The sequence below is a fragment of the Micromonospora arborensis genome, from assembly GCF_003205615.1.
GTDB lineage: Bacteria > Actinomycetota > Actinomycetes > Mycobacteriales > Micromonosporaceae > Micromonospora > Micromonospora arborensis.
This window is the reverse complement of record NZ_PYBV01000039.1, coordinates 1-19,553: the sequence shown is the minus strand read 5'-3', so window position 1 is coordinate 19,553 and position 19,553 is coordinate 1. Positions and strand designations below refer to the sequence as shown.

19 protein-coding genes are annotated in these 19,553 nt (G+C 71.7%); 8 read left to right on the top strand and 11 right to left on the bottom strand.

The window, feature by feature from the left end; genetic code table 11:
* Nucleotides 1-74: 74 nt before the first annotated feature.
* The 3 genes from C7C45_RS27065 to C7C45_RS27055 all read left to right on the top strand — a co-directional run bounded on the left by C7C45_RS27065 (nucleotide 75) and on the right by C7C45_RS27055 (nucleotide 4,647).
* The gene (locus C7C45_RS27065) at nucleotides 75-1,739 is read left to right on the top strand and encodes a hypothetical protein (protein WP_244200597.1); all 1,665 of its coding nucleotides are present in this window, start codon (nucleotides 75-77) and stop codon (nucleotides 1,737-1,739) included.
* A gap of 272 nt (nucleotides 1,740-2,011) precedes the next feature.
* Nucleotides 2,012-3,919 (top strand): DEAD/DEAH box helicase, encoded by a 1,908-nt coding sequence (locus tag C7C45_RS27060; protein ID WP_425271177.1) that lies wholly within the window; start codon nucleotides 2,012-2,014, stop codon nucleotides 3,917-3,919.
* A 107-nt stretch (nucleotides 3,920-4,026) separates the two neighbouring features.
* On the top strand, nucleotides 4,027-4,647 hold the full coding sequence (locus tag C7C45_RS27055; RefSeq protein WP_110566705.1) for a putative glycolipid-binding domain-containing protein: 621 nt from the start codon (nucleotides 4,027-4,029) through the stop codon (nucleotides 4,645-4,647).
* Between the two features lie 37 nt (nucleotides 4,648-4,684).
* On the opposite strand, the gene cds1 is transcribed toward C7C45_RS27055, so the two are convergent.
* Complete coding sequence (cds1, locus tag C7C45_RS27050; RefSeq protein ID WP_110566703.1) at nucleotides 4,685-5,776, bottom strand: L-cysteine desulfhydrase Cds1; 1,092 nt, start codon at nucleotides 5,774-5,776, stop codon at nucleotides 4,685-4,687.
* Between the two features lie 308 nt (nucleotides 5,777-6,084).
* Entirely contained in the window at nucleotides 6,085-6,543 is a 459-nt protein-coding gene (locus C7C45_RS27045) for an Lrp/AsnC family transcriptional regulator (RefSeq protein WP_110566671.1), read from the bottom strand.
* A 269-nt stretch (nucleotides 6,544-6,812) separates the two neighbouring features.
* On the opposite strand from C7C45_RS27045, the gene C7C45_RS27040 reads away from it, so the two are divergent.
* Nucleotides 6,813-7,079, top strand: coding sequence for a BldC family transcriptional regulator (locus tag C7C45_RS27040; protein WP_007454516.1), 267 nt, complete (start codon nucleotides 6,813-6,815; stop codon nucleotides 7,077-7,079).
* A 102-nt stretch (nucleotides 7,080-7,181) separates the two neighbouring features.
* Here C7C45_RS27040 and C7C45_RS27035 read toward each other — a convergent pair whose 3' ends face one another.
* Entirely contained in the window at nucleotides 7,182-7,811 is a 630-nt protein-coding gene (locus C7C45_RS27035) for a UbiX family flavin prenyltransferase (RefSeq protein ID WP_110566669.1), read from the bottom strand.
* 152 nt (nucleotides 7,812-7,963) lie between these two features.
* On the opposite strand from C7C45_RS27035, the gene C7C45_RS27030 reads away from it, so the two are divergent.
* On the top strand, nucleotides 7,964-8,947 hold the full coding sequence (locus tag C7C45_RS27030; RefSeq protein ID WP_110566667.1) for a terpene synthase family protein: 984 nt from the start codon (nucleotides 7,964-7,966) through the stop codon (nucleotides 8,945-8,947).
* Here C7C45_RS27030 and mqnP read toward each other — a convergent pair.
* Entirely contained in the window at nucleotides 8,936-9,910 is a 975-nt protein-coding gene (gene mqnP, locus C7C45_RS27025; protein WP_110566665.1) for a menaquinone biosynthesis prenyltransferase MqnP, read from the bottom strand. The two genes, C7C45_RS27030 and mqnP, sit on opposite strands and share 12 nt — an antisense overlap.
* Nucleotides 9,910-11,370, bottom strand: a complete 1,461-nt coding sequence (locus C7C45_RS27020; RefSeq protein WP_110566663.1) for a menaquinone biosynthesis decarboxylase — start codon at nucleotides 11,368-11,370, stop codon at nucleotides 9,910-9,912. Before C7C45_RS27020 ends, mqnP begins: the two co-directional genes overlap by 1 nt.
* A 157-nt stretch (nucleotides 11,371-11,527) precedes the next feature.
* Between C7C45_RS27020 and C7C45_RS27015 the strand changes: the two genes are divergently transcribed.
* The gene (locus C7C45_RS27015; RefSeq protein WP_110566660.1) at nucleotides 11,528-12,403 is read left to right on the top strand and encodes an alpha/beta fold hydrolase; all 876 of its coding nucleotides are present in this window, start codon (nucleotides 11,528-11,530) and stop codon (nucleotides 12,401-12,403) included.
* 242 nt (nucleotides 12,404-12,645) lie between these two features.
* Complete coding sequence (locus C7C45_RS27010) at nucleotides 12,646-12,849, top strand: hypothetical protein (RefSeq protein ID WP_110566658.1); 204 nt, start codon at nucleotides 12,646-12,648, stop codon at nucleotides 12,847-12,849.
* A 15-nt stretch (nucleotides 12,850-12,864) separates the two neighbouring features.
* On the opposite strand, the gene ccsB is transcribed toward C7C45_RS27010, so the two are convergent.
* From ccsB to hemL, 6 genes are read right to left on the bottom strand one after another with little or no spacing between them, the layout of a single operon-like run.
* Nucleotides 12,865-13,833: a c-type cytochrome biogenesis protein CcsB gene (gene ccsB, locus C7C45_RS27005; protein ID WP_110566656.1), complete on the bottom strand. Its 969-nt coding sequence runs from the start codon at nucleotides 13,831-13,833 to the stop codon at nucleotides 12,865-12,867.
* Nucleotides 13,833-15,476: a cytochrome c biogenesis protein ResB gene (gene resB, locus C7C45_RS27000; protein WP_110566654.1), complete on the bottom strand. Its 1,644-nt coding sequence runs from the start codon at nucleotides 15,474-15,476 to the stop codon at nucleotides 13,833-13,835. Before resB ends, ccsB begins: the two co-directional genes overlap by 1 nt.
* Nucleotides 15,476-16,309 carry a cytochrome c biogenesis CcdA family protein gene (locus C7C45_RS26995; RefSeq protein WP_110566652.1) on the bottom strand — a complete coding sequence of 278 codons (834 nt, stop codon included), beginning with the start codon at nucleotides 16,307-16,309 and terminating at the stop codon, nucleotides 15,476-15,478. Before C7C45_RS26995 ends, resB begins: the two co-directional genes overlap by 1 nt.
* On the bottom strand, nucleotides 16,309-16,875 hold the full coding sequence (locus C7C45_RS26990; RefSeq protein ID WP_110566650.1) for a TlpA family protein disulfide reductase: 567 nt from the start codon (nucleotides 16,873-16,875) through the stop codon (nucleotides 16,309-16,311). The genes C7C45_RS26995 and C7C45_RS26990 overlap by 1 nt, the downstream gene beginning before the upstream one ends.
* Nucleotides 16,875-17,522: a histidine phosphatase family protein gene (locus tag C7C45_RS26985; RefSeq protein ID WP_091395739.1), complete on the bottom strand. Its 648-nt coding sequence runs from the start codon at nucleotides 17,520-17,522 to the stop codon at nucleotides 16,875-16,877. The genes C7C45_RS26990 and C7C45_RS26985 overlap by 1 nt, the downstream gene beginning before the upstream one ends.
* A 6-nt stretch (nucleotides 17,523-17,528) precedes the next feature.
* Nucleotides 17,529-18,866 (bottom strand): glutamate-1-semialdehyde 2,1-aminomutase, encoded by a 1,338-nt coding sequence (gene hemL / locus C7C45_RS26980; protein ID WP_110566648.1) that lies wholly within the window; start codon nucleotides 18,864-18,866, stop codon nucleotides 17,529-17,531.
* 212 nt (nucleotides 18,867-19,078) lie between these two features.
* On the opposite strand from hemL, the gene C7C45_RS26975 reads away from it, so the two are divergent.
* Nucleotides 19,079-19,414: an STAS domain-containing protein gene (locus C7C45_RS26975; protein ID WP_088951070.1), complete on the top strand. Its 336-nt coding sequence runs from the start codon at nucleotides 19,079-19,081 to the stop codon at nucleotides 19,412-19,414.
* The last annotated feature ends 139 nt before the right edge of the window (nucleotides 19,415-19,553 follow it).

Sequence of the window (19,553 nt, the reverse complement as noted above, 5' to 3'; positions counted from 1 at the left end):
GTCCGCTCGGGAAGATCTGTGGCACCGTGACAACCAGGCACATCCGGCTCGACGTCACGGGTCCGGGTGCGAGCATGGCGCGGAGGGCGGAGATGGCCGAGCAGAGTGATCCGGCGGAGACTGTCGACCCCGTGGTCGACCACACCGGCCCGCCAGGGCCGAACGCCGCCGACCGGGTGATCCCCGCCGACGCTGGCCCGGCTGGTACCGACGCTGGCACGGCTGGCGCCGACGCTGGCAGCGGCACGAGCGCTGACGTCTCTGCCGCTGGCTCGGCTGCCAGCGGCACGGCTTCGGCCGCCGCTGACGGCACCCCGACCACCAGCGGTGCCTCCGCCGACGACGGGCCCACCGACGACGCCCCCGCCAACGCTGCCTCCGCCGGCACTGCGGCCGCCGGCACTGCGGCCGCCGCGGACGTTCCCGAGCCGGGCACCCGGCAACCGACGGCCGTCGACCCGCCCGCCGGACAACAGCCGGCCGCCGCCGATCGCCCGGACCAGGCTGCCGCGCCGGTACGAGCCCGGGCCAGCGTCGCGACCGCCGGGGCTCTCCGCAGTGATCTACCGGCCAGCGCTCCGGTCACCGCGACCACCTACCGGGCGACCGGCTCGGCCGATGTTTCGGTGCCCGGGCAGCGCAACGAGTCGACCGCACCGGCCTGGGCCAGCGCCTCGGTTCCGGGCAGCAGCCGGGTCACGGCCGGCGCCATGGGCAACCCGACCCCCCGGGAGAGCACGCCGGCTGTCTACCGAGCCAACCCGGTGAGTCCCGAGCCAGCCCAGTCGCCCGAGCCAGCCCGGTCGCCCGAGCCAGCCCAGCCGCCGACGCCGTCCACCCCGGAACCGGATCCGGCGCCCACGCCACCCGGCCCCGGTCCGACCCAGCCGTCGCCACCGGAACCGGAGCCTGCGCCGGCCCCGGGGCCGTACCCGCCCAGCCCGATGCCGACGCCGGGGCCTCGACCCACGCCGCCACCGCCCGGTCCGGTTCCGCCCGTCCCGGGTCCACCCGTACCGCCGCCCTCGCCGATGCCGCCCATCCCGGGCCCGCCGGCACCACCCGTCCCGAGCCCGCCCGTGCCGCCACCCGGCCCGCCGGTGCCCGCGCCACCAGGTCCGCCCGGCCCGATGCCGGCACCGCCGTTTCCGCCGCCGCCGGCGATGACCGACACGCCCGGCGTACGGGCCACCGCGTCGGTTTCCGCACCGCCGGCCGGATGGCCGTCCACAGTTGGGACGGCACGCCCGACGTCCAGCGGTGGGCGGGCCGAGGCGCCCGTTTCCGCGCCGCCGGTGGTGCCCGCGCCGGCGCTGCCGAGTTGGCCGCCGTCCACCGCCGGCGCTCCCTCGTCGACCGGGAACGGTGGCGGAAACTCGCGCCGGACCGTGCCGACGGGCAGCCCTTCGGGTGGCTCCGCCGGAAAGGGCGCTGCCGGTGCCGGTGGGAGGCGACGCGACGGTAGCTCTGACCTGGCCGGCACCGTCTACAGCAGCGGCGAGGGGCCGGGGTTCACCACGATCGCGATGCCTGCCAACGCGGTGGAGAATTCCGGCTCGCTGACCGGGCACATCCTGGCCCAGGGCTGGTCGGACACGCCGGCCGAACGGACCCGAAACACTCGGGTGATGATCGTTCTGGCCGCCGCTCTGGGGCTGCTGGTGGCGATCAGCGTCATGGTCGTGCTGCTCGCCGGGGACGCTCTGGACGGTCTGGTGGGCAGCGTGCTCAACGGGTGAGCCGCCGAGCGGGAACGATGGTGAGTCCGCCCACTACCGTCGGGCAACCGGCTGGCGGCTCCGCCGGATCGCCGTACACTGGCTGAGATCACTGACCCGGCGCGCGTGGTGCGCGCCCCTGGGCGATCTTGCGGGCGATCCGGCGGCACAGCCGCGGCAGGCCATCGCGAAGATGCGCCCCGCTCGAAAGGCATTTGTTGACCACCTCTGCTGACCCCAGCACCGTTACGTCCGTTTCCAACCCGGCCCCGGCGACCGACACCGCCCGGGTACTGTTCGACGCCACCCCGAGCGAGGCCGGCACCGCGCCGGCAGCAGCCGCCGCCCAGCCGGCAGAGCCCGCGCCGGAGACCGTCGAGCCCGTCAGCTTCGCCTCCCTCGGCCTGCCCGAGCCGCTGGTCCGGGCACTGGCCCAGCAGGGCATCACCAGCCCGTTCGAGATCCAGCGGGCCACCGTTCCGGACGCGCTCGCCGGCCGTGACGTGCTGGGCCGCGGGCAGACCGGTTCGGGTAAGACCCTGGCCTTCGGTCTGCCGATGATCGCCCGGCTGGCCAACCGCAACCGGGCCCGGCCGATGCGCCCGCGCGCCCTGGTCCTGGTCCCCACCCGCGAGTTGGCCATGCAGGTCAACGACGCGCTGGTCCCGCTGGGCAAGTCCGTCGGCATCTTCCTCAAGACCGCCGTCGGCGGTGTCCCGTACGACCGTCAGATCGACGCGCTGCGGCGCGGCGTAGAGATCATCGTGGCCACCCCGGGTCGGCTCGGCGACCTGATCGAGCGGGGCATCTGCCAGCTCGACGACGTCGAGGTCACGGTCCTCGACGAGGCCGACCAGATGGCCGACATGGGCTTCCTGCCCGAGGTGACCGACCTGCTGGCGAAGACGCCCGCGAACGGTCAGCGGCTGCTCTTCTCGGCCACCCTGGACGGTGACGTCGACGCGTTGGTCAAGCGGTTCATGACCGACCCGGTGACCCACTCCACGGCGCCGTCCACCGCGTCGGTGTCCACCATGGATCACCACATGCTGTTGATCCCGCCGCACGAGAAGTTCCCGGTGGCGGCCTCGATCGCCGCCCGTGACGGCCGGACCATGGTCTTCGCGCGCACCCAGCTCGGAGTGGACCGACTGGTCGAGCAGCTTGCGGCGGTCGGCGTACGCGCCGGTGGGCTGCACGGCGGCAAGACCCAGCGGATGCGCACCAAGACGCTGGCCGAGTTCCGTGAGGGCCGGATGAACGTGCTGGTCGCCACGGACGTGGCGGCTCGGGGCATCCACGTCGACGGGGTCACCCTGGTGCTGCACGTCGACCCGCCGAAGGACCCCAAGGACTACCTGCACCGCGCGGGGCGCACCGCCCGGGCCGGCGAGTCCGGCGCGGTCGCCACGCTGGTGCTGCCCAAGCAGCGCCGCACCACCCTGGCGATGATGGAGAAGGCCGGCGTCGCGCCGGCCGAGACCCGGGTCCGGGTCGGAGATCCGGCGTTGGCCGAGTTGGTCGGCGCCCGTGAGCCGAGCGGCGTCCCGGTTCGCGTCGAGGCGGAGCCCCGGGGCTACGGCGACCGCTCCGGCGGATCGCGTCGATTCGACGACCGGTCCGGTGGCCCGCGGAGGTTCGGCGACCGCACGGGCGGCGAGCGCCGTTACGGTGACCGACCCACCGGCGAACGGCGCTACGGCGACCGTCCCCAGGGTGACCGCCAGTACGGCGACCGGCCGACCGGCGAGCGCCGCTACAGCGACCGCCCCCAAGGCGACCGCCAGTACAGCGACCGGCCGACCGGCGAGCGGCGCTACAGCGACCGCCCCCAAGGCGACCGCCAGTACGGCGACCGGCCCCAGGGCGACCGGCAGTACAGCGACCGCCCGCAGGGTGAGCGGCGCTACGGCGACCGGCCGACCGGCGAGCGGCGTTACGCCGACCGGGACACCCGGGGTTACGGCGACCGGCCGCAGGGCGAGCGTCGGTTCGGTGACCGGCCGCAGTTCGGCGACCGGGACGGCCGGGGTGACCGGCCGACCGGCGAGCGGCGCTTCGGCGACCGCGACACCCGGGGTGGCTTCCGTCCGGAGAGTCGTGGTCGGGACGACCGGCCGCGGGATGAGCGACCCCGCGACGACCGGCAGCGCGACGACCGGCGTGGTTTCGGCGGGCGACCGCCGGCACGTACCCACTGATTCCACTGATCCACTGAACGCCGTCGCGGAGCCCACGCTCCGCGGCGGCGTTCGCGCATGCCCTGCCGATGCCGGCCCGGTCGCGTAACGTCCGGCTCATGCCGACGATGCCGAAGTCGATCTTCTGGTCCCGGACGGACACCGCAGGCAGCGAACAGGTGCTGCTCGACGACGGCCACGGCTTGGCGGCCCGGGGCACCCTGCTTGCCGTGGACCCGATCCCCTGGACCGCCCGCTACCAGCTCACCACCACGCCGGACTGGGCCGCCGCCCGCGTCGAGGTCGAGGCCGAAGGGCCGGGCTGGCTGCGCAGAGTGACGCTGGAGCGGGCCGCCGGCCGGTGGCGGGTGACCACCGCTGAGCAGGGTGACCTGGACGCCGCGCTGGTCGCGGCCGGTCATCCCCGGGCCGGCCTGCCGGGCACCGATGACCCCGACCGGCTGGCCGACGCACTCGACGTCGACCTGAGTGGGTCGCCACTGTTCAACACCCTGCCGGTCCACCGGCTCAGGCTGGCCGCCGAGCCGGCCGACCTGGCACACCGGATCACCGTCGCGTGGGTGTTGCTGCCCGGCTTGGAGGTGGTGCCGGCGGAGCAGATCTACACCGGGCTCGGGCCGGGTCGGGTACGGTTCGCCAGCGGCACCTTCACCGCCGACATCGATCTGGACGACAGCGGCTACGTGGTGCGCTATCCCGGGCTGGCCGAACGGATCGACCCGCGCTGAACAGCACCGACGTCGGCGGATACGACGCCGACAGGGCTCAGACGGGCCAGCTGCCGCTGGTCAGGAAGCGTTCGATCGTGGCCAGGTGCGGTGTCAGGTCGAGGCCCTGCGCGGCGACCCAGTCGTCGGCGTAGTAGGTGTCGGCGTACCGATCGCCCGGGTCGCAGATCAGGGTGACCACCGAGCCGGTCCGGCCCTCGGCGAGCATCTCGGCGATCAGGCCGAACGCCCCCCACAGGTTGGTGCCGGTGGAGCCGCCAACGCGCCGGCCGAGCACCGCCGAACCGGCGCGCATGGCGGCCAGCGACGCCGCGTCCGGCACCTGGACCATCCGGTCCACCACCGAGGGCAGGAACGAGGCCTCCACGGTGGGGCGACCGATCCCCTCGATCCGGGAGCCCTTCCCGGTACGCACCGACCAGTCGGCGGCCAGCCACGCTGGGTAGAACGCCGAGTTCTCCGGGTCGACGACGCAGAGCTTGGTGGGGAGCCGGCGGTAGCGGGCGTACCGGCCGATTGTCGCGCTGGTGCCCCCGGTGCCGGCACCCACCACGACCCAGGCCGGGATCGGGTGCCGCTCCAACTCCAACTGCGCGTAGATCGACTCGGCGATGTTGTTGTTGCCCCGCCAGTCGGTCGCCCGCTCGGCGTAGGTGAACTGGTCCATGAAGTGCCCGCCGGAATCCTCCGCGAGCCAGCGGGCCTCGACCACCACGGTCGCCGGGTCGTCCACCAGGTGGCACCGGCCGCCCTGGAACTCGATCTGCGTGATCTTCTCGGGCGAGGTGGACGAGGGCATCACCGCGATGAACGGCAGCCCGAGCATCCGGGCGAAGTACGCCTCGGAGACCGCCGTGGAGCCCGACGACGCTTCGACGATCGTGGTGCGCGGCCCGATCCAGCCGTTGCAGAGCCCGTAGAGGAACAGCGAGCGGGCCAGTCGGTGCTTCAGCGAGCCGGTGGGGTGCGACGACTCGTCCTTGAGGTAGAGGTCGATCCCCCATTTCCGGGGCAGCGGAAACGGCAGCAGGTGGGTGTCGGCCGAGCGGTTCGCGTCCGCCTCGACGGCGGCGATCGCCTCCGTCACCCAGGTCCGGCTGGCCGCGTCGCACCGGTCGAGATGAGTCACGCCGGAAACGTAGCAAGCAGGCCAGCGGGGGGTCAGCGCCGGTCCGGCGTCGTTGGCGGCGATGTCGGCGCAGGCGTCCTCGTCCCGGACGTCCAGGACAGCGGACCATCCGCCGAGCGGTGCCGCGGCGGTGGCCACCGCCGCCGCGTCGAGGTCGGTGAGCAGCACCGACCAGCCGTCGGCGTGCAGTGCGATGGCGCCGCCCAGACCTCCGGCAGCGCCGGTCACCACGGCCACTCGGCGTGCCGGCACGGTCATCGGCGCACGCTACCGCCGGCCGACCGGGCGACACCAGGGGTACGTGGCTGTCAGGCCGCGGGCGGGCCGACCGGCTGGGGCCGGTTCTCCCACTTCGTGGAGAGCGCGATGGCGGTACGGGTGGAGGCGACCCCGGGGGTCCGGTTCAGCCGCACGATCAGCTGCTCCAGCTCGGCGATCGTGCCAACCCGCGCCTTGAGCAGGAACGACTCCACGCCGGCCATGAAGTAGCAGGACTCGATCTCGGGCAGCACCCGCAGCGACTCCAGCATGTCGTCGCTGTCGGCACCGGAGTCCTCGACGATGCCGATCAGCGCGGTGACTCCCAGCCCGATCGCCTCCGGGGCCACGTCCGCGCGGTAGCCGCGGACGACGCCGCTGCTCTCCAGCTTGCCGACCCGCTCGTGTACGGCCGGGGCCGAGAGGCCCACCTGTCGGGCCAACTCGGCGTACGAGAGGCGTGCGTTGCTGCGCAGCAGGTCGACGAGGCTCAGGTCGATGGCGTCCACGGAGAGTGACCTTAACCGGTTAGGCGTAACGCGACGCCTTCGGCATCCGTTGGACTGAGCAGTGAGTAACTGTTCACAAACAGACGGTCAAGGCAGGGGTTGCACCAGTAGCATTTACTAACTTCCCAGTCAGTGCATTTTTCGCGTTTGGCGGACAGGCCAGGTCCCTGGTGCTGTAATTGCCATACGTCCCTCATGACGGCTCTGGGCTCGCACCAGCCGGGGGCAGTGTGTTCAGCCAGGGGCTTCGTCGACGCGAGGAGGGGGCTGTGGACACTGGAGATCGCCTGCTGACACCGGGTGAGGTCGCCGCGCTGTTTCGGGTGGACCCGAAGACTGTGACGAGATGGGCGGCGGCCGGCCGGATAGGAAGCATCCGGACTCCAGGCGGGCATCGCCGGTTTCGGGAATCCGAGGTGCGAGCCCTGCTTGAGGGGGAGGGCATGCTGGACGAAGTGGACGAGGTCGGAAAGCCACGCAATGTGGGGCCGGCCGCATCCACGGGGCCGGGTCCGGCCAACGCCGGCATGTACTGAACTGGTGCGGACAAACGCAACGCGGACCGGACACCAGTCCGGTCCGCGCCCCGCTCCGGCCCACCGGCCGGGCGGCATCACGACACGCGCCGGGCGGACGACTCAGCTCCGGGCCGCGCCGAGCTGACCGGACCACCTCCGGAACAGCGTGTGCGGGACGCCGAGCGCGTCCAGCACCTTGCCGGCCACGAAGTCGACCAACTGCTGGGCGCTGGCCGCCGCCCCGGCCCCGTAGAAGCCGGGGCTGGCCGGCAGCACCACCGCGCCGGCGTCGTGCAGCGCCATCAGGTGCTCCAGGTGGCTGCGGGTCACCGGTGTCTCCCGGGGGACCACCACCACGGGGCGCCGTTCCTTGAGGTTGACCTCGGCGGCACGCTGCAACAGGTCCTTGGAGAGCCCGATCGCGATCCCCGCGCAGGCTGCCGTGCTGGCCGGGACGACGGCCATCCCGCGTACCCGGTAGGAGCCGCTGCTCGGCCCGGCCGCGAGGTCACCAGCCGGCCAGTGCCGCACATCAGCCCCGGTCAGATCCCGGCCAAGCCAGGCGGCGAGGTCCTCGGCCCAGTGCCCGTCGCGAAACGGCCGGCCGGTCTCGTCGAGCACGGTGAGTCGCGCCGCCCGGGACACGATCAGATCCACCGGCTCGCCCGCGTCGAGCAGCCCTCCGATGACGGCCGCCGCGTACGGCGTGCCGGAGGCCCCGGAGACCCCGACCACCCATGGTTCCCGCATGCCCCCAGCCTGCCTGGTCCGGCTGGTCCGCTGGTGGAGCACCCCCCCGGGATGGCCGTTCCGACACCTCCGGCGGGTAGCTGGGCATCCCGTCGACCTGACATGCTGCCGCTGGCGATTCGCACCGGCACCATCTCGCACAGGAGGCATCGGTGACGACCGACGAGATCCTCTGGGCGCTGCGTGCCGAATGTCCGATCCTGTCCCGGCTCTCACCGCACGCCGACCGGGTGCAGGAGTGGCTGCTCGGCGTGCTGCCCGAGCTTGGCCTCCCGCTGGACGACGCGGCGCTGCACCGGCTGGCCCGGGGAGCCTTCGCCCGGTATGCCGGGCGGCTCTACCCGGAGGCGACCGAAGCCGACCTGCGGGTGCTGACTGCCCTTTTCACCTGGTTCTTCCTGGTCGATGATGCCTGCGACGGGCCGGGCCGGCTCACCCCGGAGCAGATCCGGGCACTGCGCAACGGCACGCTGACACTGCTGAACGAGGGCCCCCGACCACGTCAGGCCGGACTGAACGGCCCGCTGCGGCGCCTGCTGGTGCTGGCGTGGCGGGAACCGCGCCGCCGGATGCCGTCGCGGTGGCGGCTGCGCTTCGTCGACTCGGTGGCCCGCCACCTCGACGGCACCTGCCGGGAGGCGGTCAACAAGGAGGCCGGCCACCGACCCACCGTCGACGAGTACGTCGATTTGCGACGGGCGACCTCGGCGGCGGAGGTGTCGTACTCGCTGGCGGAGTTCGCCAGCGGTCGACCGTTGCCCGACCCGGTCTACCACCACCCACTGCTGCGCCAGATCGGCCACGTCGGCAACGACCTGCTCTCCTGGTACAACGACCTGGCCTCGCTGGATCGGGACCGGGCCACCGCGGGCGGGCACAACCTGGTCCTGGCCATACAGGGCGAGCTGGCCGTGCCGTCGACGGAGGCGGTCGAACGCGCCGCCGAGCGCTGGCGGGAGTCGATGCGGCGCTTCGTCGCGCTGCGGGCCGAGGTGCCGTCGTTCGGCCGGGCGTTGGACGAGGTCGTCGCCGACCATCTCGACGGGGTCGCGTACGCCGTCCGCGGCACCATCGACTGGACCGTGGAGAGCGCCCGCTACCCCGTCGGGGCCGCTCGGCCAGCCTCAGGGTCGTAGGTCGAGCCGGATCACCAGATCGAGCAGGGCGAAGACGAACAGCACGATGCCAACGAACCCGTTGGCGGTGAAGAACGCCCGGTTGACCTTGCTCAGGTCGGTCGGCGTGACCACCAGGTGCTGGTAGCCGAACGCGACAGCGGTCAGCGCAAGCCCGATCCACCAGAGCCAGCCCAGGCCGATCAGGTCGCCGAACCAGACGAACAGCGCGAAGGTCACCACGTGCGCCACCGTGGAGGCGTGCAGCGCGAAGCGCCGACCGTACCGGGCCGGCACGCTGTGCACGCCGATCACCCGGTCGATCTCGGAATCCTGGCAGGCGTAGATCAGGTCGAAGCCGCCGATCCACAGCCCGACCGCGGCACCGAGCAGCCAGGCCGGCCCGGAGCCGTTGAGCGTGCCGGTGACCGCCAGCCACGCACCGACCGGGCCGACCGCCTGGGCGACCCCGAGGATGGCGTGCGGCCAGTTGGTGAACCGCTTGGCGTAGGGGTAGACGACCAGCGGCACCACGGCGAGCGGCGCGAGCACCAGGCAGAGCGGGTTGAGCAGGGCGGCGGCGACGAGGAAGACCACCAACGCGACGGCCGCGCCGGTCCAGGCCGTCCGCACGCTCACCGCCCCGGTCACCAGTTCCCGGCCGGCGGTACGCGGGTTCCGCGCGTCGATCTGCCGATCGAGGATCCGGTTGGCGGCCATCGCGAACGTCCGCGCCCCGACCATCGCCACGGTGATCAGCAGCAGGTCGACCCAGCGCACCCGGCCGCCGTTGACCTGCATGGCGGCGAGCGCCGAGAGGAACGCGAACGGCAACGCGAAGACGGAATGCTCGATCTTGACGAGGTCCAGGAACGCCCGCACCTTCCCCGGCGATCGTGCACTTTCCGTCTCGACGGACGGGGAGGAAGGGGACGGATCGGGGACCGAAAATGCAAGATCGCGGGGGTTGTCGGTGGTGGCCATCAGATCCCGTATTCCTTCCAGCGCTTGTCGACCAGGGCGGTGACCTCTGGGCTCATGCGCATCTCCTCCGGCCAACCGCGGGTGTAGCCCTCGGTGGGCAGCTTGCGGGTCGCGTCGACACCGGCCTTGCCGCCCCAGAACTGCTGGTACGACGAGTGGTCGAGGTGGTCCACCGGGCCCTCGGTGACCAGCAGGTCGCGCGCGTAGTCGACGTTGCCGAAGGCACGGAACGCGACCTCGTTGTAGTCGTGCACGTCGCAGTCCTCGTCGACGATCACGATCAGCTTGGTGAGCGACATCAGGTGCGCGCCCCAGATCGCGTTCATCACCTTCTGGGCGTGCTTCGGGTAGCGCTTGCGGATCGACACGATCGCGCAGTTGTGGAAGACACCGGCGGCCGGCAGGTCGTAGTCGACGATGTCCGGGATCATGAGCTTGAGCAGCGGCTGGAAGATCCGCTCGGTGGCCTTGCCGAGGCCGTGGTCCTCCTGCGGCGGCTGCGAGGTGACGATCGAGTGGTAGACCGGCTTGCGCTGCATGGTCATCGCCTCGATGTGCAGCACGGGGAACGGCTCGACCGGGGTGTAGAAGCCGGTGTGGTCGCCGAACGGGCCCTCGGGCAGCCGCTCACCGGGCTCCAGGTAGCCCTCCAGCACGATCTGCGCGTGCGCCGGCACCTGCAACGGCACGGTGAGGCAGTCGACCATCTCCACCCGCTCGCCACGCAGGAAGCCGGCGAACAGGTATTCGTCGATGTCGCCGGGCAGCGGGGCGCTGGCCGCGTACGAGACGACCGGGTCGCAACCGATCGCGACCGCGACCGGCAGGCGCTGCCCGAGCCGCTCGGCGACCGCGTGGTGGGCGGTCGAGTCCTTGTGGATCTGCCAGTGCATGCCCAGGGTGTTGCGACCGTGCTGCTGGAGGCGGTACAGGCCCAGGTTGCGCTTGCCGGTCTCCGGGTGCTTGGTGTGGGTCAGCCCGTAGTTGTGGAAGATCCCACCGTCGCCGGGCCAGACCTGCAGCCCCGGCAGCCGGTCCAGGTCGACGTCGTCGCCCCGGTAGACGACCTCCTGGCAGGGCGCGGTCTTCACCTTGCGCGGCGGCACCGACTTGAGCTGCATGACCTTGCCGAGGCCCTCACGGATGCCGGACCAGCCGACCGGCAGCTCCGGCTTGACCAGCGCGCCGATCCGAGCGCCGATCTCGTCCAGCGAGTCGACGCCGAGAGCCATCGCCATCCGCTTCTCGGTGCCGAACAGGTTGATCGCCAACGGCATCTCGCCCCGGGTCGGACGTTCGAAGAGCAACGCCGGGCCGCCGGCTCGTACGGTGCGGGTGACCACCTCGCTGATCTCCAGGGTGGGGTCGACCGGGACGTCGACCCGGCGCAACTCCCCCGCGCGCTCCAGCGCCGCGAGAAAGTCCTTGAGATCGGTGTACGGGAAGCCACGAGCCGCCATGTCGCCCAGTCTCCCGCACCGGGTGCCGCACGGCCCAAGCCGGGTGCTGTGACACTCGTGATGATCAACGGTCCCGGTCCCGTTTCCCCAGGTATGGGCCACGGCACAGCGGGTAGCCGGGCGTCCGGCGGCGGGCAGCCGGCGGACGGAGGCGGCAATGAGCGGCGAGCGGGTTCCGGCGGGGTTCACCGAGCAGCGGGCACGGGTCGGCCAGATCAGCATGAACTACGTCCGGGGCGGCAGTGGCCCGCCACTGGTGCTGCTGCACGGCTACCCACAGTGCTGGTACATGTGGCGGCACCTGCTGCCCGAGCTGGGACGCTCCTTCGACGTGGTCGCACCCGACCTGCGCGGCTTCGGGGACAGCGACGCCCCGGCCGGCGGCTATGACAAGAAGACGGTCGCCGCCGACCTGCACGGCCTGCTCGACCAACTCGGCCTGACCAGTGACCTCCGGCTGGTCGGGCACGACCTGGGGACGATGGTGGCGTACGCGTACACCGCCGCCCATCCGCAACGGGTGAGCCGGCTGGTGCTCAGCGAGGCGCCGATCCCCGACGAGAGCATCTACACGTTCCCGGCGCTCACCCCCGCTGGGCCGGGGGTGTGGAACTTCGGCTTCTTCTCGATCGGCAACGGGCTTCCGGAGGCGTTGGTCAGCGGGCGGGAGACGCTCTGGGTGGACCGGTTCACCGACGCTCTGATGGTGCGCAAGGGCAGCATCGCCGCGCCTGACATCGAGGAGTTCGCCAGTCACCTTCGCGAACCTGCGCATCTGCGGGCCAGCTTCGCCTACTTCCGGGCGTTCGACCGGGACAGCGCGGACAACGCGGCGTACCGGAAGAAGAAGCTGGAGATGCCGGTGCTGGCGGTCGGCGCGGCGGCCAGCCTCGGTGGGCAGGTCGCCGAACAGGTTCGCCGGTACGCCGACACGGTCCGCGGCGAGGTGATCGAGGACTGCGGGCACTGGCTGTACGAGGAGCGCCCGGACGAGATGCTCGCCCTGCTGCGCGACTTCCTCCAGGCGGCCTGACCCTGGACGGTCAGGCGGGGGGTGGTCAGGCGGCGGGTGCTCAGGCGTGGGCGGCCAGCTCGCCCCGTCGACCTACCGCACCTGCCCACCGGCGTCGGGCCTTGATCGGCACCAGGTCGCCGATGTGGCGGTTTGCGGGTCGCCGGATACCGCAACATCGCCGACCTGGAGTGGGTCAAGCCAGGCGGACACATCTCACCGACGCTGGCGTGCCGCCCTGGTCCAGGCGCAGGCTCGAAGCCATGTCGGATGCGTACGTCGTCGGCAACCCGGACGGGTTGTCACCCCTGCTGGTCGAGCTTCGCGACGCCATCGCCCGGGAGCTGCACGCCCAACTGGCGCTGCGCGCCGAGCGGATCGAACTGGCCGACCTGCCGGAGGTGTCCTACCAGGTCACCATCCAGGTCGAGCGGACGCTGCGCGCCTGGCGACCGGCACCCGGCTGACGCCGAGCGCCGACGTCAGTTGAGCCCGCCGTAGGAGTGCAGGCCGGTGAAGAAGATGTTCACGCCGAACAGGTTCATCAGCATGGTGAGGAAGCCGAGCACCGCGATCCAGGTCGCCACGTTGCGCTTGACGCTGGGCGTGGCCCGGGCGTGCAGGTAGCCGGCGTACACGACCCAGGAGATGAACGCCCAGGTCTCCTTCGGGTCCCAGCCCCACGGCCGACCCCACGCCGCCTCGGCCCAGATGGCGCCGGCGATCACCGCGAAGGTGAAGATCGGGAACGCGAAGGCGTGCAGCGCGAAGGTCAACCGCTCCAGGCCGACCGCGCCGGGCAGGCGCTTGGCCAGGGAGTACGGGAAGCTCCGCTTGCCGTGCTCGTACCCGTTGCGCATCAGGAACCCGACCGCCGGCACCACACCGAGCAGGAAGATGCCGGACGCGAAGACGATGGTCGAGACGTGGATGACGAACCAGTACGAGTTCAGAGCCGGCACCAGCGGCACGATCGGCACGTACAGCACCAGCTCGGCGGTGGCGACCAGCAGCACCATCACCAGGGTCAGGAACAGCCCGAGCTTGCGCAGCGACGGCCGATTCCAGAGCACCACCAACCACGCGGCAACCCCGATGAACGTCACCGTGAGCACGAACTCGTACATGTTGCCCCAGGGCATCCGGTCCGCGGCGAGACCGCGAGTGACCAGCGCCGCCAGGTGCAGCACGGCAGCGACCGCGGTGGCACCCACCGCGATCAGGCCGGCGAGGCGGGCACGTCGCTTCGACCGGCCGTCCCCGCCCGACGGTGCGATCGGCGCGGGCGACGTCGGAACGGGACCGCCAGCGCCCACCAGCTCACGGACCGGAGCCGCCGCGGCGGTTCGGGTACGCGCGTTGCCCAGCGCGTACTCCACGGCATGACCGATCATCGCGACCAGGTACGCCAGGATCGCGAAGGTCACCAGATTGTCGGAGAGTGCGGACATCACTCGGCTCCTTCTCGCACGCCGGCCCGGTCACCGGAGTCAGCACCCGCCGCAGGCCGGTCGGCACCGCTGACTGCGGCGACGAGCTGGGCGAACTCCTCGGCGAACCCTGGATAGTCGGTGCGCGGCAACCCACCGGCCTCCACCAAGCTACTACCGCCCGTCGGAGATCCTTCCGCCGGGTCGGACGAGGTCACCCGGAACCACACCCGTCGGCGTCGCCCGAACAGCGATCCCATCAGCCCGACCAGCAGGAAACCACAGCTGATCAACAGCGGCGTCGCACCCGGGTCGTGCCGGATGGAGAGCGTCACGTACCGCTCGGTGCCCAGGAACTCGACAGTTGTGCCGTCGTCCAGCGTCCAGGTCTCGCCCTTGCGGAGCAGTTTGGTGCCGACCTCCTTGACCTTCCCGGTCCGCACCTGCCGCTGGTCGAGCTTGTAGATCGAGGTGGGGATGCCGGCGTCCAGGCCCAGGTTGCCCCGGTACGCGACCAGGTTCAGCACCGGGTTGCGTTCAGTCGGGTACTGCGAACGGACCATCGGCGGCTGCTCGGGTGCCGTGGGCAGGTAGATGCCGGTGAACGCCATCTGCTCGTCCGGTGCGCGCTTACCGGTGGCCGGGTCGACGTTCGCGTCCGGGAAGGCCGCCAGCCCTTCGCTGGTCAGGCCCATGTCACCGGTGGTCAGGAACGGCTCGTCACTGATCTGACTGTTGCCGAAGCGGTCGGTGTAGCGGATCACCGGGGCGTACCCGTGGCCGAGCAGGTAGACGCTCGCGTCGTTCAGGCGCAGCGGCGCGTTCACCGAGAAGTTCGCGCTGCGGGTGGGCTCGTCCGGGCCGTCGACGGTGACCGTGGCGTTGAAGAACTCCGGCTGGCCGCTGTCGAGGAACCGGGCCTGGAAGTCGTCCAGCCGCAGGCAGAAGCGGGGCAGGTCCGCACTGTTCACCCGGGGGCCGAGCTTCGCCTCGGCGTACTGCTGCCGGGTGTTGCAGAACGAGTTGTCCGCGCCCGCCACCAGCAGCCGGTTGCCGCTCCAGCCGTACCACGAGCCGAGCCCGACGCCGATCAGCACCGCGATGAGCGAGGTGTGGAACAGCAGGTTGCCGGTCTCCTTGAGGTAGCCCTTCTCGGCGGAGACCTGGTTGCCACGCACCTCGACGCGCCAGCGGCGCTTGCGCAGCACCTCGGCGATCGCCTCCACGCCACCGGGTGGGGCGGGCAGCACGGCGTGCTGCGGCAGCCGTGCCATCCGCTTCGGCGCGGCCGGCGGACGGGACCGCAGCGCCCGGAAGTGGTCGCGCAGCCGGGGCGTGATGCAGCCGATCAGCGACGTGAACAGCAGCAGGTAGATCGCGGAGAACCAGACCGAGCCGAAGACCTCGAACGCGCCGATCCGGTCCAGCCGGGGGGCCCAGTCCGGGTGGTCGACGAAGTACTGGTTGACCTTCTCCGGGCTGATCCCGCGCTGCGGCAGCACCGAGCCGGGAATGGCGGCGACCGCGAGCAGGAAGAGCAGGATCAGCGCCGTACGCATGCTGGTGAGCTGCCGCCACGAGTTGCGCAGCAACGCCAGCAGCCGGTTGGGCCGGCGCCGGGGCGCCGGGGCCACGGTTTCGGGCCGGTCGTCGACGATCGTCATCAGATGCTCACCTCGCCCACCCCGACGGTGGTCTGCAACCAGATCACGAAGCTCTGCCATCCGCCGGTGACCAGCGCCAGGCCGATCAGGATGAGCAGGGCGCCGCCGACCCGGGTGACCCAGCGGCTGTTGCGCCGGACGGCGCGGAAGACCCCGAGCAGGCGTTCGAAGCCCAGCCCGAAGACGACGAACGGTATCCCCAACCCGAGGCAGTACGCCACGGCGAGCACCACGGCGCGGTCGCTCTGGCCGCTGGTGGCGACCATCCCCATCACCGCGCCGAGCGTGGGGCCGGTGCAGGGCACCCAACTGAGTGCGAAGACCGCGCCGAAGACCGGTGCGCCGAGCAGCCCGGCCGACGGCAGTCGGGAGATCCGGAACTCGCGCTGCAGGGCGGGAATCATCCCGAGGTAGCCCAGACCGAGCACGATGATCAGCGCGCCGACGCCGATCTGCAGCTCGCGCTTGTAGTCGAAGAAGACCCGACCGATGCCGGCGAACAGGATCGCGGTGGCGACGAAGACGACGGTGAAGCCGGCGATGAAGAGCAGCGTCCCGGCGAGCACCCGACCCTTGACGGCGCCGACCCGCGCGATCCGCTCCCTGATCGCGACACCCCCGCCGTCGCGCTGGGCGACAGTGTCGAGCGGCGCACCCTTTTTCGCACTGCCTTCGAGGTCGGCGCCGGCCAGGCCGGTGACGAACGAGAGGTAGCCGGGGACCAGCGGGAGCACGCACGGGGAGAGGAAGCTGACCAGGCCGGCGAGCACCGCCGCGCCAATGGCGAGCAGCAGCGGTCCGCTGCGAGCCAACTCCTCGAAGGTCTCCCCCATCAGCTCGACGCCGGTTTCTCGGCCGCGATCCGCTCGACGATCGGCCTCAGCTCGTCCTGCGTAACGGCGCGACGGATCACCACGGCGATCCGACCGTCACGGTCGAGGACCACAGTCGCCGGGACGGTGTTCGGCGGGATGTCCAGGTCGAGCGCCAGCCGGCTGGACGGGTCGAACAGGCTCGGATAGGTGACCCGGCCCTCCTCGAACGCCTTGGCCTTGTCCCGTGAGTCCTGGACGTTGATGCCGAGGAAGCTCACCCCGGAGCCCTTGGTGGCCTGGTAGGTGGCCTCCAGATCGTCGGCCTCGGCCCGGCAGGGCGGGCACCAGGAACCCCAAAAGTTGACGACCGCGACCTGGCCCCGGGCCTGGCTGACGTCGTAGGTGCCACCGGCGAGCAACTCACCGGCGAGCTTCGGAGGTGCCGAACGCTGGTCCGGGGCGCACTCGAAGATCCCGTCGGTGGAGGTCGTGCAGGCTTTCTCCTGCCCCTTCGACGTGCAACCGACCAGCGCCACCGCGGCGACGGCGGCGAGCAGACCGGCGGTCCACCTCCGGGCGTTCATCAGGCCCCCTTGGCCGTCCGGGCTGTCGCGGAGAGAGCGATCAGGTGCGCTGCCGGCTCGCTGTAGCCGATGCCCGCCACCTTCGCGCCGTCGAAGTGGAACGAGGTGAGGCTCGCCAACCCGCACTGCCGCTTGCGCGGGTCGTGCCAGAGCCGCTTGCGCTCGACGTAGCGACGCAGCGTCCAGATCGGGAGCTGGTGCGACACCAGCACCGCCTCGCGCCCCTCGGCGGCGACCCGGGCGGCGTGCACAGCCGCGAACATCCGCTCGGCGATCACCCGGTACGCCTCGCCCCAGGACGGGGTCACCGGGTCGCGCAGCACCCACCAGTTACGCGGATCGCGGAACGATCCGTCACCCGGGGACACCTTCTTGCCCTCGAACCAGTTGGCGCTCTCGATCAGCCGCTCGTCCACCCCGACCGGCAGCCCGAACTGGGCGGCGATGGGCTCGGCGGTCTGCTGGGCGCGCTCCAACGGGCTGGCCACCACGTGCACGATCTCCCGCTCGGCCAGGCCCTGCGCGGCGGCCTTGGCCATCTGCACACCCAGCTCGGAGAGGCGGAACCCGGGCAGCCGACCGTAGAGAATCTGGTCGGGGTTGTACACCTCGCCGTGCCGGAGCACGTGGACCACCGTCTTGCTCACCGTGTATTACCCCCCGTGACCAGCCGCTGCCGCCGCGTTCGCCGCCGTGGGCAGCGCGTCGGCGATGTGCTCCAGAGCGGCGTCGTCGATCGCCGCCGACACGAACCACGACTCGAACGCGCTCGGCGGCAGGTAGACGCCAGCGGCGAGCATCGCGTGGAAGAACGCCTTGAACGCCGGCACCTGCTGGGTGCGGGCGCTGTCGTAGTCGACCACGTCGGCGTCGGTGAAGAAGATCGAGAACATGCTGCCCGCGTACGACAGTCGGTGCGGGACCCCGGCGGCGGCCAGCGCGTCGGACGCCAGCTTGCCCACGACGGCGGCCGTGTCGTCGAGGCGGCGGTAGAGCGCGTCGTCGGCGAGCCGCAGCGTGGCCAGGCCGGCCGCGCAGGCGAGCGGATTACCGGAGAGCGTGCCGGCCTGGTAGACCGGGCCGGCCGGGGCGAGTCGCGCCATGATCTCCGCGCGCCCGCCGAACGCGGCGGCGGGCAGGCCCCCGCCCATGACCTTGCCGTACGTCCACAGGTCGGCGTCGGAGGGGTCGAGGCCGTGCCACCCGGCGCGGGAGACCCGGAACCCGGTCATCACCTCGTCCACGACCAGCAGGGCGCCGTGCGCGTGCGCGATCCGGGCGAGTTGCTGGTTGAAGCCGTCGCGAGGTGCCACCACGCCCATGTTGCCGGCGGCGGCCTCGGTGATCACCGCGGCGATGTGCGGGCCCTCGGCGGCGAAGGCCTCCTCGACGGCCCGGATGTCGTTGTACGGGAGCACGATCGTCTCGCTGGCCGCCGCGCCGGTCACGCCGGGCGAGTCGGGCAGGCCCAGGGTGGCCACGCCGGACCCGGCGGAGGCGAGCAGCGCGTCGACGTGCCCGTGGTAGCACCCGGCGAACTTGACGACCTTGGACCGGCCGGTGAAGCCGCGGGCCAGCCGGATCGCCGACATGGTCGCCTCGGTGCCCGAGTTGACCAGGCGGACCTGCTCCATCGGGGTCCGGGCAACGAGCTCGGTGGCCAACTCCACCTCACCCGGGGTGGGAGTGCCGAAGCTGGTGCCCAGCGCGGCGGCGGCCTGGACGGCGTCCACCACCGCCGGATGCGCGTGCCCGAGGATCAGTGGACCCCAGGAGCAGACCAGGTCGACGTAGCGGCGGCCGTCGGCGTCGAACAGCCACGGACCCTCGCCACGAACCATGAAGCGTGGGGCGCCGCCGACGGCCTGGAAGGCGCGCACGGGGGAGTTGACCCCGCCCGGCACGATGGCGCGGGCGCGGTCGAAAAGGGCCTCGGAGGCCGGCGCTTCGGCCGGGTAACGGCCGGATCCGGCTGGAAAGATGTCGGTCACGATGCCGCCATTGTGTCAGCGCCGGACGGTCAACCAGCACCCACCCCGCGTCGGGGTTACCGGGCTCACCTCGGGGGCGGTGCCCGCCAGCAGCGGCGACGCGAGGCCGGGGCGACCGCTCGTGACCTCGGTGGGCGCGGCTCGCGGCTCAGCCCGGCGGCGGCTCGCCGCCTCAACAGGCCGGGTCGGGCGGATCGCGCTAGGCTGACCGGGTGGATCGTGCCGAACTGTCCATCACGCTACACCGAACGGGCGACGAAGCAGTGCTGCGCCTAGCCGGTGAGATCGACATGCTCACGGCCGCTCAGCTCTCCACCGTGGTGAACGAGGTGCTGGCCGACCCGCCACCGAAGATCGTGCTGGATCTTGGCGGCGTCACCTTCTGCGACTCGCAGGGCCTGGGCACGCTGGTCGTGCTCAGTCGCAAGGCCAGCCACGCCCAGAGCCTGCTGATGCTGACCCACGTGGGTGATTTCCTGATCCGCGTCCTGGACATCACCGGCCTCCGCAGCGCCCTGATGATCCGCAACGACCAACCCACCGGCTAACCCGTCCCCCGCCCGCCCACCCCGGCTCTCCTGTTGATCATGGGGTTATCGCCGCCTGCCTCGGCGTGTCGGAGCAATAACCTCATGATCGACGAGGTCAGGGAGGGCGGGATGGATGGGGGGGTTAGTCCCTGTCGCC